This window comes from Streptococcus mitis (assembly GCF_946188375.1).
GTDB classification, from domain to species: domain Bacteria; phylum Bacillota; class Bacilli; order Lactobacillales; family Streptococcaceae; genus Streptococcus; species Streptococcus mitis_CX.
Genome location: NZ_CAMHUS010000005.1, coordinates 1 through 13,711 on the forward strand (window position 1 = coordinate 1; position 13,711 = coordinate 13,711).

19 protein-coding genes, 1 tRNA gene and 2 pseudogenes are annotated in these 13,711 nt (G+C 37.0%); 4 read left to right on the forward strand and 18 right to left on the reverse strand.

What is annotated here, in order from left to right:
• Window positions 1-5: 5 nt before the first annotated feature.
• The 18 genes and pseudogenes from N8M16_RS05775 to N8M16_RS05860 all read right to left on the reverse strand — a co-directional run bounded on the left by N8M16_RS05775 (window position 6) and on the right by N8M16_RS05860 (window position 10,102).
• Window positions 6-77, reverse strand: a tRNA-Glu gene (locus N8M16_RS05775).
• A gap of 61 nt (window positions 78-138) precedes the next feature.
• Window positions 139-1,494 (reverse strand): 23S rRNA (uracil(1939)-C(5))-methyltransferase RlmD, encoded by a 1,356-nt coding sequence (gene rlmD, locus N8M16_RS05780; protein WP_020903149.1) that lies wholly within the window; start codon window positions 1,492-1,494, stop codon window positions 139-141.
• A 390-nt stretch (window positions 1,495-1,884) separates the two neighbouring features.
• Entirely contained in the window at window positions 1,885-2,277 is a 393-nt protein-coding gene (locus N8M16_RS05785) for a hypothetical protein (protein WP_000417893.1), read from the reverse strand.
• 36 nt (window positions 2,278-2,313) lie between these two features.
• Window positions 2,314-3,132 carry a hypothetical protein gene (locus N8M16_RS05790; RefSeq protein WP_261034701.1) on the reverse strand — a complete coding sequence of 273 codons (819 nt, stop codon included), beginning with the start codon at window positions 3,130-3,132 and terminating at the stop codon, window positions 2,314-2,316.
• Window positions 3,132-3,386: a hypothetical protein gene (locus tag N8M16_RS05795; protein WP_261034700.1), complete on the reverse strand. Its 255-nt coding sequence runs from the start codon at window positions 3,384-3,386 to the stop codon at window positions 3,132-3,134. Before N8M16_RS05795 ends, N8M16_RS05790 begins: the two co-directional genes overlap by 1 nt.
• A gap of 208 nt (window positions 3,387-3,594) precedes the next feature.
• Window positions 3,595-3,871 (reverse strand): annotated as a pseudogene (locus N8M16_RS05800) (HNH endonuclease signature motif containing protein).
• A gap of 176 nt (window positions 3,872-4,047) precedes the next feature.
• Entirely contained in the window at window positions 4,048-4,608 is a 561-nt protein-coding gene (locus N8M16_RS05805; protein ID WP_261034699.1) for a coiled-coil domain-containing protein, read from the reverse strand.
• 619 nt (window positions 4,609-5,227) lie between these two features.
• A complete protein-coding gene (locus N8M16_RS05810; protein ID WP_261069796.1) occupies window positions 5,228-6,679 on the reverse strand; it encodes a virulence-associated E family protein in 1,452 nt (483 codons plus the stop codon).
• On the reverse strand, window positions 6,672-7,187 hold the full coding sequence (locus N8M16_RS05815) for a hypothetical protein (RefSeq protein WP_261069797.1): 516 nt from the start codon (window positions 7,185-7,187) through the stop codon (window positions 6,672-6,674). The genes N8M16_RS05810 and N8M16_RS05815 overlap by 8 nt, the downstream gene beginning before the upstream one ends.
• Before the next feature lie 2 nt (window positions 7,188-7,189).
• Window positions 7,190-7,453 carry a hypothetical protein gene (locus N8M16_RS05820; protein ID WP_061439918.1) on the reverse strand — a complete coding sequence of 88 codons (264 nt, stop codon included), beginning with the start codon at window positions 7,451-7,453 and terminating at the stop codon, window positions 7,190-7,192.
• A gap of 4 nt (window positions 7,454-7,457) precedes the next feature.
• On the reverse strand, window positions 7,458-7,664 hold the full coding sequence (locus N8M16_RS05825) for a hypothetical protein (protein ID WP_261034694.1): 207 nt from the start codon (window positions 7,662-7,664) through the stop codon (window positions 7,458-7,460).
• Window position 7,665: 1 nt separating this feature from the next.
• Entirely contained in the window at window positions 7,666-7,845 is a 180-nt protein-coding gene (locus N8M16_RS05830; protein ID WP_419991723.1) for a hypothetical protein, read from the reverse strand.
• Window positions 7,826-8,131: a hypothetical protein gene (locus tag N8M16_RS05835; protein ID WP_261034693.1), complete on the reverse strand. Its 306-nt coding sequence runs from the start codon at window positions 8,129-8,131 to the stop codon at window positions 7,826-7,828. The genes N8M16_RS05830 and N8M16_RS05835 overlap by 20 nt, the downstream gene beginning before the upstream one ends.
• A gap of 207 nt (window positions 8,132-8,338) precedes the next feature.
• Complete coding sequence (locus N8M16_RS05840; RefSeq protein WP_185761633.1) at window positions 8,339-8,488, reverse strand: hypothetical protein; 150 nt, start codon at window positions 8,486-8,488, stop codon at window positions 8,339-8,341.
• Between the two features lies 1 nt (window position 8,489).
• Window positions 8,490-8,918, reverse strand: a complete 429-nt coding sequence (locus tag N8M16_RS05845) for a hypothetical protein (RefSeq protein WP_000517935.1) — start codon at window positions 8,916-8,918, stop codon at window positions 8,490-8,492.
• A gap of 100 nt (window positions 8,919-9,018) precedes the next feature.
• A pseudogene (locus N8M16_RS05850) lies at window positions 9,019-9,273 on the reverse strand (hypothetical protein); the annotation flags it as partial.
• Window positions 9,274-9,284: 11 nt separating this feature from the next.
• The gene (locus tag N8M16_RS05855; protein WP_125393964.1) at window positions 9,285-9,890 is read right to left on the reverse strand and encodes a Rha family transcriptional regulator; all 606 of its coding nucleotides are present in this window, start codon (window positions 9,888-9,890) and stop codon (window positions 9,285-9,287) included.
• Between the two features lie 14 nt (window positions 9,891-9,904).
• On the reverse strand, window positions 9,905-10,102 hold the full coding sequence (locus N8M16_RS05860) for a helix-turn-helix domain-containing protein (RefSeq protein ID WP_115904581.1): 198 nt from the start codon (window positions 10,100-10,102) through the stop codon (window positions 9,905-9,907).
• 201 nt (window positions 10,103-10,303) lie between these two features.
• On the opposite strand from N8M16_RS05860, the gene N8M16_RS05865 reads away from it, so the two are divergent.
• The 4 genes from N8M16_RS05865 (at window position 10,304) to N8M16_RS05880 (ending at window position 13,649) form a co-directional block, all read left to right on the forward strand.
• A complete protein-coding gene (locus N8M16_RS05865; RefSeq protein ID WP_261069798.1) occupies window positions 10,304-10,936 on the forward strand; it encodes a helix-turn-helix transcriptional regulator in 633 nt (210 codons plus the stop codon).
• 15 nt (window positions 10,937-10,951) lie between these two features.
• The gene (locus N8M16_RS05870; RefSeq protein WP_033676327.1) at window positions 10,952-11,221 is read left to right on the forward strand and encodes a hypothetical protein; all 270 of its coding nucleotides are present in this window, start codon (window positions 10,952-10,954) and stop codon (window positions 11,219-11,221) included.
• A gap of 185 nt (window positions 11,222-11,406) precedes the next feature.
• Complete coding sequence (locus tag N8M16_RS05875) at window positions 11,407-12,171, forward strand: hypothetical protein (protein WP_261034687.1); 765 nt, start codon at window positions 11,407-11,409, stop codon at window positions 12,169-12,171.
• Window positions 12,172-12,482: 311 nt separating this feature from the next.
• Complete coding sequence (locus N8M16_RS05880; RefSeq protein ID WP_261034303.1) at window positions 12,483-13,649, forward strand: tyrosine-type recombinase/integrase; 1,167 nt, start codon at window positions 12,483-12,485, stop codon at window positions 13,647-13,649.
• Window positions 13,650-13,711: the final 62 nt, after the last annotated feature.

Below are 13,711 nucleotides of genomic sequence, written 5' to 3' on the forward strand. Positions count from 1 at the left end.
TACCATAGTCCGTACGGGATTCGAACCCGTGTTACCGCCGTGAAAAGGCGGTGTCTTAACCCCTTGACCAACGGACCAGAGTTGTTATTTTCAACTCTTACTATTATACAGGCTTTTTCTGACTTGTCAACTACTTTTTTAAACTTTTTTTATTAATTTTACAACAGCTTCCGTTCGAGCAGTGTGTGGGAACATATCAACCGACTGGATATAATGGAGATCATAGACTTCTACTAAACGTACTAAATCACGAGCCAAGGTCGAAACATTGCAAGAAATATAGACCATTTTTTCTGGTACATAGGTAAGAATAGTATCTAATAACTTATCATCCAGACCTGTACGTGGTGGATCCACAATCAGAGCATCTGCTCGGTAGCCTTCCTTGTACCAACGAGGAATAATCTCTTCTGCCGTTCCAGCTTCGTAATGTGTGTTGTCAAATCCCATTCTTTTAGCATTTCGCTTGGCATCTTCAATGGCTTCTGGAATAATATCCATACCTCTTAATGTTTTAACTTTCTTTGCGAAGGCAAATCCAATCGTTCCAACTCCACAATAAGCGTCAATCAAATGGTCTTCTTTATTAACATCCAAGGCTTTTACAGCCTCACTATAGAGGACTTCTGTTTGTTCAGGATTTAGTTGATAGAATGCTCGAGGAGATAGTGAAAATTCATAATCGAGTACACCTTCTTGAATACTCTCTTGTCCCCAGATAATCTCTGTCTTTTCACCATAAATCTCACTGGTTTTAGCTGTATTGGTATTAACAGCTACTGTCACAACTTCTGGAAAATCTTTAATTAAATCTTTTACCAGCAGGGTTAAATTAAGCTGACGATTTATAACAATAATAATCTGAACCTGTCCAGTCTTTCTTGCTCGTCGGACCATTATAGTTCTAACACCTAGAACTTTTCTCTCATCCGTGATTGGAATCTGGTGATAAGTAAGTAATTCTGCTAGACGATTAGCAATCACTTGGGTTTCCTTGTCTTGTACCAGGCAGTCTTTCAACTCTACTAAATAGTGAGAGCTTTGTGCATATAAGCCCGCCTTGACCTGATTTTTAAATTTTCGAGTCTGAAATTGTAACTTAGCACGATAGTACTTGGGTTCCTGCATTCCAATCGTCGGGCGGATTTCATAGTTTTCATATCCTGCAGGAGCAAATTTTTTCAGCGCTTGGTGAAGTAAGTCCGTCTTGAACTCCAGCTGCTTATCATAATGCAGGTGCATGATTTGGCAGCCTCCACATTCATTGTAAATAGTACAAGCCGGCACAACTCGAAATTTAGACTTCTTGTTGACCTTCAGTAATTTTGCCTCAACAAAGTTACGTTTAATAGAAGTAATCTGACAATAGATATCTTCTCCTTTGAGAGCACCAGGCACAAAGACTAATGTTTTTTGATAAAAGCCGATTCCCTCACCATTAATTCCCATGCGCTTAATTTTTAATGGTATTTTTTGTTTCACTTTCAGATTCATACCCCTATCTTATCACATTTTGAGTTATTCCGCTACCGCTTGATTTTTATATTTCATTAGTAAGTAAAGGCCTTGATATTCCTGATTTTCTTTAAAATCATATTTCCTTATATTTTCTTTAAATTCTTTAAAAGTTCCTAAAAATGTTCACAAAAAAAGCCCCACAAAGGAGCCACTATACTATATGATGAGTTCAGCAGGCAAGAAACTAGCACGGTCAAACGTGCTTTTTTATTACCTATCACCATTATACCATATATCACCAACCAATATATTCTGAAATCTAAAAGCCCCTAGATTCATTTCTAAGGGTTTCTAGTTGATTCATGGAGTTCTATATGATGAAGCCCTAAAACGGGGCGTCCTAGACTCCAGTTATTCAGCTGATGGCTACTTATATGCTTCTAGTTCTCCGTTCTGGTGAATTCTAGCAAAGTTTAAGACAGCTATCTGTTTGTATCTATGATAATTAGTGGATTTTGTCCCAGCAATTTCTAAACATTCACTTACTGTTTTCTTCCTCATGTAACAATAATGGATAATAAAGTATTTTCTGGCTCGCTTGTTCTCTATCTTATTGATATCATGGACAAATGTTTCTAGACTCTCTCTGATTGCCTTTTCATGCTTACTAGTCAAATTCCACTGATCAGGTAAGACAAGTTTCCAAGCCTCTTCATCTATTGTAACTTGGTTTTCACTTCCTGCCATCCTCTGAAATCTCAGAAAGTAAGTCATCCGCTTTCTGACGTTCATCATCGTTTTAAACTTATCCAGCTCCATTTTTAACGACAACCTTTCTACTCCTGCAACTTATGCCTAGCTTAATCTTCTTCTAGGATTCCCAAACTTGGCAATCCTTTCATCTCGTTTTCTTTTACGTTCTTCAGCAGACTCTATACCTATCTGTTTTCGACGCTCCACATCTTCTTGATTGATATTACTCCATTTTCTGGTATGTACGTTCTGCCGTCTCCCATCTTGCGGATAATATTCAACGGTACATTTACAATTACTATGCCGTCTGTAAATATCATGGGGAACGGAAGGATATTTATAACTGCCCTCCAGTTCTTGGCACCACTTACAACACTTTCCAGCCGTTCTTCTAGTGATTTTAGGGCTAAGTCCTGCTTTATACTGAAATACCACATTTCTTTGAATCGTATCATCTACAATGCTCTGGGTAAAATTAACAATCGTTTCACCTACTAACCATTTTACAGCTCCAAAATCGTCTTCACTAGCTAAACGATTTACTAAGCCGTCAATCCTATCTTGATTCAACTCAGGAACTTGAGCAGGAATGCGAAGGTTAGCCCTAAGGTTTAAATCTTCTTGAACTTTTTCAGTATAATCACTTACAAGGTCATAGTTTCGACCTAAAACATCTTCCAGCAATCGTTTAGCGATATTATAGTACATCTTGCCATCTGGTAGGCTTTCATTACTTAAGTAAGTTCCTAAAACCTTTGAGAGTATTTCACCAATTTCTATAGCATATTGATTGGCGTCCAGATAATTAGCTTTATTCTCTTCTAACTTTTCTAGCAACTCTTCCAGAATCTCACTATCAAGTCTAGCCTTTTCAAATTCGGTCTTAATTTTCTGGAGTAGAGCCGGAAACATATCTTCCATTACTTTCCACCTCCTTCGATTAAACTGCCTTTTCCATTTTGACGCTCTTTCTGCCGTCTATAGTATCGTTTCTTTTGGGTCAATATCTTGTCTTTTTTCTTTTGGTAACGCTCCGCGTCCTTCTTTTTATTACATAGCTTACAAACTTTTGAGAAACCTTTCTTGTCTGAATGCTTTCTATAAAAGTTTTCGCTAGATAATTCTTTGGTCTCATGACACTTGGAGCATTTTCTAGTTAAAGTGGTTTCATTCAATCCTGTTTACTCCTTTTTGTCTTTCTCGCTCGCGAGAAAATATGTACAGTGACGGCGTGAAGTTCGGGAGCTCCGAGAGGGAGGGGGGTATCCCCCCTATACTTTAGCTAGGACTTACTTCACACATATCTGTTATTTTTTCAAAATTTAAGTATTTATTATTTTTGATATTTTTAAAAAATAATATAATTTTTCTTTTTTGGTTTCTTCAAGCTCTATACTTTGTCCAATCTCTTGACTGTGGCAGATTGCGATTGCCTACAATAGTAGCATTGGCTGACCTATCGTCAGCATACAGCTTATCAGACTTCTGTCTATTGCATTGCCAATGCGCCAACTGCAAGTTAGCAATGTCAGATGGATGTCCGTTCTTGTTTACTGGAACGATGTGGTCAATGACTGGACTTAATGGATGAGGATATCTCAGGTCCTTTGTCTACAGGCTGGCCACATATCTCACAAGTATTTCTTGTCTTTAGGATAATCTTCTTGTTCTTCTCAAAGGCTACTCTATGTGGTCCACTACGGTCTGCACGGAGGGGGTTGGTATTCTCAAATGTACCCCCTCGATATCTATCAAAGCAGGGGTGTTTTTAGTGCACCCACCCCCTACTCTCAGCTCTGAGTCTCTCATACATTTATATTTTTATTGAAGATTTTATTATTTTTTATTATAGTTTAAAATAAATTTATACGCTTCAAACTCCTTGAAGAAATTCATTGCATCACGAAGATTTTCGCCTTTGATTTCGTAGGAATAAAAATTAAATCCTGTAATGCCTTTAGTGGTAAAGTTTGTTTGTAAGTCACGTATTGTGCTCTCAGCTTCATTTCTTAAATTATTGCATTCTGTATAAAGATCTTCAAGTTCTTTAAGAAGATTACTAGCATTTTTTAATAATCTATCATCTTCTTTTTTCATAAAATCACGGATCTCTTCCTCAATACTTTGCGTCTGTTCTTTAGAAATATAATTCTTATTTTCAATGCTACTAAGACGTTTTTGGTACAATTCTCGTTTTTTATTTAATACGGAAATCTTTTCTTCAATTTTGGTGTAAGAGTCAGCATCCAGGTTGGCTTCAGCAACAGCCAATTCTTCATATTGTGAACTAATTTCAGATTCGATTATTGGTAAATGATCACTGATTTCAGCTAATTCTTTCGCTTGTTGGTTACGTACTTCTTCTAGTTTCTTTTTGTTTTTTTCAATTACATTCATTTTCTTCTCCAATTCTTTGTTAAGTATTTTTTGTATACATCGTTAATTTAATTTGTCTCGTTTCTTATCCTTGGTTTTTCTAACATTTTCACCTCATTTCACTACTGTTATATTTAACATATCTTCTATTCTGTTAAATTTAAGCGACCTCCCTTCTCGCCTTATCTATCAAGGGGGGAGGGCTATTTTTGTGATTTCCTATTTACATTTTCTCATTATGTAAAATACAAGTATGATTCCAGTCTTAAAAGTTACTCATTTAAGTTACTTTTTTCATTCCTTTTTAGGTCTATTCCTCACAATTTCAAAAAGTGTAGTCATTTTGGGCTATCTAGTGACTACGCTATCCGCCTTACAACCTCAAGGCTTTTCGCCATGCGTAGTCATGTAGTCACCTTGCTCCAAAAAAAATAAACAATAAACGCCTTTATCTCTTATCTTCATATACTCTTTAATAAATAGAAAATAACTACATTTTTATATAAAAGTCAATAATACCAAGGGTTTAGGGGTGTAGTCAGTAAAATAGTAAAAACAACACTTATTTCTAACCCCTTATGTATCAAGGGTTTTCTTCCTATTTAAAATGTAGCCACTTTTTAAAAATAAACTACACTGACTACATTTTTTTAACGTAAGCTGGTTTAATACTTTTACCAAATCTTGTTGATCGCCTATGTTCCCAGCCATCTCGGTTTTGCATATACTTTTTAACCTTAGCCTTATCCTTTGGCGGTACTTTGTCAGTCAAATACACCTCTTGAAAAAATAGATTAATGGTCATCTTGTCCCTGTCCACCAGTTCGCCATAGGTGTCTGTGTCCAGTTCAACAGTTCCACCCCTATTATTTCTATAGTATCCCTCGTTCATCATATCATAGATATAATAGTAGCGCATTCTGTCGGTCATTGGGAACTGATACATTCTTTTTGGGTAAGGAGTACCTAAATAGCGCTCCACATCCTCAAGGATTTCATCTACAAACTTGTAACGGCTTCTAACCTCATTTACTAGCTTTTCCTGCTCATCTGTCAGGTTCAACGTTTGGTTATCTCTCCAAGCTACCACCATAGCACCCCAAAAGGCTCTACGGTCTTTCTCTGTCCACTTCCTGCCCTTATAGGCGGTGTCTTTGTGTACTTCGGCAACCAGAAAGCGCCTTTCCCCTGTCAAGTCGTTCAAATAATCATGGTCATTGGTTGCCCTGACAATGATAAAACTCTTAGGTAGTCGCCTATCACTGGAGGCGTAAGGCGGTCTAAACTCTAGTTTGGTTTCCGTGATGAATTTCTTCAATTCTGAAAAACTAGCCTTTTTACTGGCCACCATCTCATCATCAAATACACACCAGTTTCTTACCATTCTAGCCTTGTCGTCTTTATCTGTGAAGGTCTCAACGGTTGTAAAATACTTGTGAGTGAAAAGCCCCTCAAAAAATTGGGTCTTTCCTACTCCCTGCCGTCCAGTCAAGTCCAATACAAAGTCAAACTTAACGGTAGGGTCAAACACCTTGGCAACCGCTCCACGGAAAAACAAGTCCATGATAATACGGTTATATTCATCATCCTTGATATTGAGATAATGCCTTAAAATATCAAAGGGATCGCGCTGATTCACTAACTCTTTATACTCACTTTCGCAAGATTCCAGATAGTCTTTTAAAGGGTTGTAACTATGTTCTCCAGCTACAACTTCCAAGATATCAGCTATATCTCCTTTTTTATAATCCATCTTGTACTTGGTAGCAATATAAGCCCTAATCTCTCTGATAATCAGGTCATCGATTGTTCCGCTCAAGGTTCTACCATTTAACTTAATGTACTTAGTGACGTCAATTTCATATGTAAAAGTGTTGTACTGTATCGCCCCTTTTAGCTTGCTATCTCCGCTCAAAATCTTCTTGAGATTGTCCAAGTTTATGACAAAGCCTTTTCCTTTGGTTTTAGGCGTAAGATTCAGGCAATTGTTTTCCTCATTGGTCTCCCTTGCTTGGGTCAAGTCCACCACGGTAGGCGGTAGTTGTTGCTGATTCTCTTCAATGATTTTATTTACAATGTCATTGTTATTCAAAAGCCACCTCCTTATAGAATTTTGTTGCTACTTCTAGAAAATAGCTTGCTAGGTCTTTCCGCTTAACGATTGCAGAAAACAAGTCCACCAGCTGACTAAAACTGTAGCCATTCACAAATAGCAAGCGGACAAAAAGTGAAGTCTCATACCTGGTATAAATGCCATTACAAATCAGGTCAAAAACCCAGCCTTTTAACTCCACTCCAAGCCCCTGCCGTTGCTCTGTCAATTTGTTTACCTCTAAATCTCTCAGGATCATCAGCAAATCAGGACTGGCCAAAACTATCTCCAAGTCTCTAACTAACCTCCAACCCTCTACTTCCTCTTTTTCGTCTTTAACTGCCACATACAAACCTTTATAGTGGAAATCCGTCAGCGCTTCGCCAATCGGTTCAAAGTAGATAAATTTGAAGTGTTCCCCATTCTTCCAAACTTGGGTAGGGGTAGACTTGAGAAAGCCGAATAAGGATAATTTGTCACTTGATAGGGTTAACTCTATCATTCTCATTCTCATTCTCCTACCCCCATAAACTTACGGATCTCGTCCACTTTATAATAAACTTTTCTGCTATCGTCCCCAGGAGGCTGATAACGCTTCAAGCCCATTCTTTCCCATTTTTGTAAGGTCAGATATTTTATATCTAACTCTTCCTGTACTCGTTTTGCAGAAATCAACCCAATGATTCGTGGAGGTATTTTCTCATGACTTTTTAGGTAACGTTCTAAGGCTTCTAATATTTTTATTTGAATTTCTTCAATCATCCTTTCAAACATATCATCACCTCCACGGCTTAACCCCTGCAAGCTGGATATACCGCCCATAGTCTGGGCTTAAACTCTCGCGAGGACTTTCTCCTAGTTTCCTGTTTTCTCGCTCCAGTTGGGCGCTCTTTTTGCGGTCTCGATGGTTTAGGTAAATTAGAAAGCCAATCAAAATCACGGTAAAAATAAGCGCCTGTGTATTGCTTAAATCTAGTTCATTCATGCTATGCCCTCGCTTTGTAATTCTTGATATATAACTGTTGCACTTCAGGCTCCATCTTTTGGAAAGCTTCAACTTCTTCAACGGTTACTTTTTTATTGATAAAATCAACGATAAACTGAAATAAATTCGGATTGTTTACTTTTAAATCGGCCATAAAACAATCAAATTCTGCTTGTGTCATTTTTCTTATATCTGGTGTTATCATCTGACTTGTACCCCAATTCTTCAAAATTCTCACAATTAAGGAGATAAACTGCAATCCCGTCCAACTCTCTATAGAGTTGTTCCATCTGGTCACGAATAACGGCCAAGCCCTCTGCCGTCTGTTCAGATAAGATAGCAGTATCTGCTCCGTTAATTTTCGCTATTATCAGCGAATTGCTCAACTGTCTAACTAATTCAATTCTGGGAAGCACATCTCCAAGTCTGCCCCCTTGCTCTTGAATTTCCTTTATGTTTACTGTCATATTGTTTTCCTGTGCCTTTTTCCTGCTTTTTCCTATACCAGATTAGCACCACTCCAAACGCTGGGCATTTGCCCCAAGTTGACGGACGCTTGTAGTGATGTTTCGTGGGTAATCACCCACATTTTTGCTAAACAAGTGCTTAGAGTCGCCGTGTCAGCACTCGTTTTTCAAAACCTTTTCTAATTGCTTGCCTGCACTTCGGTTTTCTTAGTTTTTCTTCGTTTCATTTTCGATTTGATCGCCTAATCTTTTCCAGGCTCTATCAAATTCATCACGTTGAATTTCTTTACTATGTAATTGCCTTGCTAACTCCATGCCTCTACGCATGAATCTAGCGAAGTGGTTTTTTGCTTCCATCCTAGCCCTCCATCATGTCATAAAGTAGGGCGTAGTGCTTATCTGGGATTCTGTCCAAGGCTTTCAAGCCGTCATGTTCTGCTTTTTGTCTGGTTTCCGCCTTGACCGTGCTATCAAAAGCGATAGAAAAGGCGTTTAGCATTGCCTTATAGCGATCTACGCTCTTCAAATAGCGCCCACGGTCTGACAATTCCTTGTCTTCCAGTTCCTCTTTTACCGAATCGTCCAAGAGTGCGAACTTGGAGTACACCCCTTTTTCTACTTCAAATCCTAGACGCTTGTTTTGTCTCAGATTGTAAAGGTTGACCCTGCAACTCTCCAAGTTGCGATAACCTAATACTCCAGCGATTTCTTCTAAATTTTTGCCCTCTAATTCTGACAATTTTTCAGCAATATCTTTGAATTTTACTGCTTGATGTTGTTTTCCCATTGTATACCTTGTCTTTCTATGCTATAATCAAGGTATAGAAAAAATATCTATAACCTGAATCTTGTCGCTTGCTTCGGTCGCCAAAATCTCCGCAAGTGACTTTTTTGTTGCCTTTTTTCCCTGTCTGGGGGCTATAAAGCAAGTTTTTACTTTCGATAAGTTCCAGAATCCAGCTAAATCCCTGCTCCATCGTTTCAAGAAATGCGCCCAGGTCTTCACTGTCCAAATCCTCGTAGTTCATACAAAGATATTCGGCTAGTTGTCTGTCTTTCTCAACTAGCTTTTTAAAATCCTTGAAATACTTAGGAATTTCTACTCCCTTGGCATTTGTAACTGTCTTAAAATCATTTTCCATTTTCTATACTCCTATGCTTTAAAAATTAGTTCTTTAATTTCTGAATATCTCATATTCAAGTTGATCATCGCTATTGCCATATCTTCCAAACGCTGATAGTTTGTCAGTTCCGCGCTTGTTAAACTGTCAATACCGTTTTCACTTTCTCGCTCTTGCATGAGTTGGGCTTTGTTTTTCCCAGTCGCTCCCTTTAGCAGTAGGTTTGTAAGAGTGCTATAGGCATGCTGAGGTGCTTTCTCCCATGATTTGATAGCTTCGGTTAAGGTCTTGCGCTTTGGCTTTTCCAGTTCCCGTTGAAGATAGCGTTTAGAAAGTTCATCACGCATTTCAAAGAATGCTTTGACTAGGTTCATTTTAAATTGACGTACTGGTTCAGTATTCTTTAGATAAGTGATCAGCAAGGTTGCCTGTTGCTCGTTCAAACGATAGATTTTCATCGGTCGCCCTCGCCTATCTAATTTACGGATTTCAAATCCGATTATTCCATAACTTTCAAAATCCTCTTGATGATTTCTTATTAAACTTTGTACTGTATCATGCTTTACTTCAGCACATTCAGCGATGATTTCGCTTGTGGTGTACGGCTCTTTCTTGCCGTCCATATAAACCAGTTCCATTGGTTCGCTCCTTTCTAATATTTCGTATCAAGAAATTCATCAAGTGTAACTCCTAAGTAACTAGATACCTTTTTCAATGTATCAATACTTGGATTCTTTGCACGTTCATAATACAAAGCCGTTAAGGTACTTTTTGAAATTCCCGTAGCTTTTGCAACATCAGCGGTTTTTTTGCGTCGCTTCGCTAATAACAATCTCATGTTATTTCTCATTTTTTACCTCCATTTTAGAAATTTCACCATAATTGATTGAAAGGTGTTTGATATGGTGTACTTTTTGTACAACTTTCTGTTGACAGCAATATTATATTGTACTTTTTGTGCAATGTCAATACTTTTTCTAAAAAATGTTGAATTTTTTTTACAACATTGTAAAAAAACGTGGTAAAATACTTTTGAAAGGTGTTTTAAAATATGGATAATAAGTTAAAAGAATTGAGGTTAAATAAAGAATTTAACGGCAAAAAAGGGATGACCCAGCAAGAAATAGCTGATGTAATAGGAGTTACAAAAAGAACTTACATTTATTGGGAAAAAGGAGAGCGTCAAATAAAACCTATAAAAGCCCAGAAATTAGCTGAATTTTTTGGGGTTAGTGTATCCTACTTATTAGGTTATGGTGATGAATTAATGACTTTCAATAGTGGAGCAGAGTTTGAAGAATACCGTAATAATTTAATCAAACATCTAAATACTAAGGAAAGACTTGAAAAGAAATTAGGTAAATCAACTGAGCAGTATAAACTTGATAAAAAAACTATTGAACAAATTGAACTTATAAAACAACGTATAAATCAAAAATACGGAACTAATTCTCACGGAAATCCTGCTTACGATGCTCTTGTAGAAGGTATTGGTGAAAACGACTTTTTTATACGATTATTTGATGCTATACTAGATTTTGATGAACTAAAAGAAACAGAAATTTCAGACTTACTTTATAAGTACCTCATTTTAGATAACGATAGTAAACATTTAATACTAGAACTCATTAACAAATTACCACAATCTAAAACTAAATCTTTATCAGAAAAAGATAATAAATAACAAGGAGTAACTATCATGGGATTTTTTGATAACATTAAAGATGCTAGCACTCACTCAACTGCCTCAAATGCTACTGATTTACACTATGTAGTCCTTCAAGTAACCTTAAAAGAGAAATTTTTTGGTACTGGTTCAGGAAACTTGACAGAATTAGAAAACGTCATTAACACCCAAGTAGCAAAAGGCTACCGCCTGCATACAATCACAACCGCCAATGGTGGAAGCAAAGGACTAGGTGGTGGCGACCGCATTCAAGCCACTATGGTATTTGAAAAAATTCTATAAAACTCCCCCATATTCGCCAATAGCAACCATCTTTTCATGGTCTATTGTGCAAAAACAGGGGAAATTGAAGAATAGAAAGCCGATTTTACAGACTAAAGTGCAAAAACGGCAAAATTGATAAATAGAGATGACTAATATCTTCTAAACCATCGGCGAAATCGTGGGCATATATAGAGAGAATTAAAATGAACAAAGAAAATCCATATTTTGAACAAACCAAACAAAACTACATAGAAGTTGAAAAACTCTATAAACTTGGTAAAGCAAAGCATACATCTTCTAAATACAGATTTCTTGCACCAGCAGTTAAAAGACAATCTGAACAATTCTTATTTGAAGCCAAGACTCAAAAAAGAAAATATTGGAAATTCAGTCGTGGTTCTCTGGTATTCGTAGAGTTCGGTGTAAATATAGGCGGAGAATTATCAAATAATCATTGGGCTATTGTCTTAGACAAAGTAGATAGTCCCTATAAAAAAACACTTACAGTAATTCCTCTAACATCTAAAAATCAAATAGATACTGTACTCATAGACGAAGTCATTGCAGAATATCCTTCTATTTTGCTTGATGAATATATTGAAAAATTACACAAAGAATTATTTGCCTACCTAAAATATTTAGATTCCAATAATGCAATTACTGAAGGTGCCTTATCGGATGTCTACCAAGCTTATACAGAACAATTTTCAAACGAAATAATTCAACCTAAGATAATAGACGATGATAACCTTAAACGGACACAATCAGAAATAAATGACGTTATTGAATTAACTCAATACTACAAAAAATACATTAAGCGTTCTTATGCCAAGTGTAATAACCTTCAAACAATCAGCAAAGATAGAATTTTAAAGAAAAATAGATTAGATCCAATTGGAAAAATGAAAGTATCTGATAACACATTGGACAAAATTAACGAAAAGTTAAAAGAATTATACCTTTTCTAATCTCTTGACATTTTTTAATAATTATATTACAATACAGCTATTAGGAGTTTAGCTCCATAAAGTTTACATTTGGATTTTAGATCCATAACGTGATAGTAGCCGTATTTGATACGGCTACTTTTCTTTTTATATTCTAGTAAACATAACTTAAAATAAAAAACTCCCCCATATTCGCCTTGTTTTCTATTCTGGTACAATTTACCGTCCGACTGCTTAAAATCGAAAATAGGGGCATTCTCGTAGCTCCTCGCATGGTACAAACTCAAAATCTTTTCTAATTGCTTGCCTGCTGATGGAAAAGGAGTAAAACCATGAAGATTACAGAATACAAAAAGAAAGATGGATCAGTAGTTTACCGTTCCAGCGTTTATCTTGGCATCGATACCGTAACAGGTAAGAAAGTCAAGACAACTATTTCAGACAGAACTAAGAACAGGCTCAAAAGCAAGGCTGTCCAAGCCAAGGTAGAGTTTGAAAAAAACGGCTCAACAGTCACAAAAACCGTTAATGTTACCACCTATCAGGAATTGACGGAACTCTGGCTGGAAAATTATTGCCATACAGTCAAACATAGTACCCTCATAGGAGCAAAAAACAACATAAAAAAGTATCTCCTACCAGCCTTTGGAGACTACAAACTAGATAAACTAACACCCCCAATCATTCAGCACCAGGTAAACCAGTGGGCAATAGATTATAACCAACTAGGGAAAGGTTATCAGCAATATAACCAGCTTCATGCCTTAAATAAACGCATATTATCCTATGCCGTTTCCTTGCAAGTCATTGCTTCAAACCCAGCTAGTGATATCATCGTCCCACGGCGCAAACCCAAAGAAGGGCAAAGACTGAAATATCTGGATGACGACAATTTGAAAAAATTCTTAGATTATCTAGATCAGTTGCCAAACACTTATAAAAATTTCTCCGATACGGTGTTATATAAGACACTTCTAGCGACTGGTTTGCGTATTCGTGAGTGTCTAGCCTTGAAATGGTCTGATATTGACCTACAAAACGGTAGTATTTCAGTTACCAAGACTTTAAACACCCTCAAGGAAATCACTAGCCCTAAAAGTAAAAGTAGTATTAGAGAAATCGCACTGGATACCAAAACGGTACTCATGCTTCGGCTCTATAAAGCAAGACAATCCCAAATAGGTAGGGAAATAGGGGTAACTTTTGAAAAAGTGTTCTCTGATACCTTTGACAATTATAGAGAAGCTGGAGCGCTCAGATTCAGACTAGAAAAGCATTTAAAACTGGCTGGATGTCCTCGTTTGAGTTTCCACGCCTTCCGACACACCCACGCTAGTCTATTGCTCAATGCAGGACTGCCTTATAAAGAAATCCAAACACGGCTAGGCCATTCTAAAATTTCAATGACTATGGATATCTATAGTCACCTATCCAAAGACAATGAGAAAAAGGCGACTTCCTTTTATGAAAAAGCCATTGAGAATTTACAAAGTTCCTAAAAAGTTCTTAAAATTCATCATTAAGGGACAAAAAACGGCTATATCAAGGGGGTTCAGCTTTT

Excerpts from the sequence above, each read along its gene's own strand:
- rlmD (WP_020903149.1), bottom strand. The coding sequence starts at position 1,494 with ATGAATCTGAAAGTGAAACAAAAAATACCATTAAAAATTAAGCGCATG.
- N8M16_RS05785 (WP_000417893.1), bottom strand. The coding sequence starts at position 2,277 with ATGGAGCTGGATAAGTTTAAAACGATGATGAACGTCAGAAAGCGGATG.
- N8M16_RS05790 (WP_261034701.1), bottom strand. The coding sequence starts at position 3,132 with ATGGAAGATATGTTTCCGGCTCTACTCCAGAAAATTAAGACCGAATTT.
- N8M16_RS05805 (WP_261034699.1), bottom strand. The coding sequence starts at position 4,608 with ATGAATGTAATTGAAAAAAACAAAAAGAAACTAGAAGAAGTACGTAAC.
- N8M16_RS05815 (WP_261069797.1), bottom strand. The coding sequence starts at position 7,187 with ATGAGAATGATAGAGTTAACCCTATCAAGTGACAAATTATCCTTATTC.
- N8M16_RS05820 (WP_061439918.1), bottom strand. The coding sequence starts at position 7,453 with ATGTTTGAAAGGATGATTGAAGAAATTCAAATAAAAATATTAGAAGCC.
- N8M16_RS05825 (WP_261034694.1), bottom strand. The coding sequence starts at position 7,664 with ATGAATGAACTAGATTTAAGCAATACACAGGCGCTTATTTTTACCGTG.
- N8M16_RS05830 (WP_419991723.1), bottom strand. The coding sequence starts at position 7,845 with ATGACACAAGCAGAATTTGATTGTTTTATGGCCGATTTAAAAGTAAAC.
- N8M16_RS05835 (WP_261034693.1), bottom strand. The coding sequence starts at position 8,131 with ATGACAGTAAACATAAAGGAAATTCAAGAGCAAGGGGGCAGACTTGGA.
- N8M16_RS05840 (WP_185761633.1), bottom strand. The coding sequence starts at position 8,488 with ATGGAAGCAAAAAACCACTTCGCTAGATTCATGCGTAGAGGCATGGAG.
- N8M16_RS05845 (WP_000517935.1), bottom strand. The coding sequence starts at position 8,918 with ATGGGAAAACAACATCAAGCAGTAAAATTCAAAGATATTGCTGAAAAA.
- N8M16_RS05855 (WP_125393964.1), bottom strand. The coding sequence starts at position 9,890 with ATGGAACTGGTTTATATGGACGGCAAGAAAGAGCCGTACACCACAAGC.
- N8M16_RS05860 (WP_115904581.1), bottom strand. The coding sequence starts at position 10,102 with ATGAGAAATAACATGAGATTGTTATTAGCGAAGCGACGCAAAAAAACC.
- N8M16_RS05865 (WP_261069798.1), top strand. The coding sequence starts at position 10,304 with ATGGATAATAAGTTAAAAGAATTGAGGTTAAATAAAGAATTTAACGGC.
- N8M16_RS05870 (WP_033676327.1), top strand. The coding sequence starts at position 10,952 with ATGGGATTTTTTGATAACATTAAAGATGCTAGCACTCACTCAACTGCC.
- N8M16_RS05875 (WP_261034687.1), top strand. The coding sequence starts at position 11,407 with ATGAACAAAGAAAATCCATATTTTGAACAAACCAAACAAAACTACATA.
- N8M16_RS05880 (WP_261034303.1), top strand. The coding sequence starts at position 12,483 with ATGAAGATTACAGAATACAAAAAGAAAGATGGATCAGTAGTTTACCGT.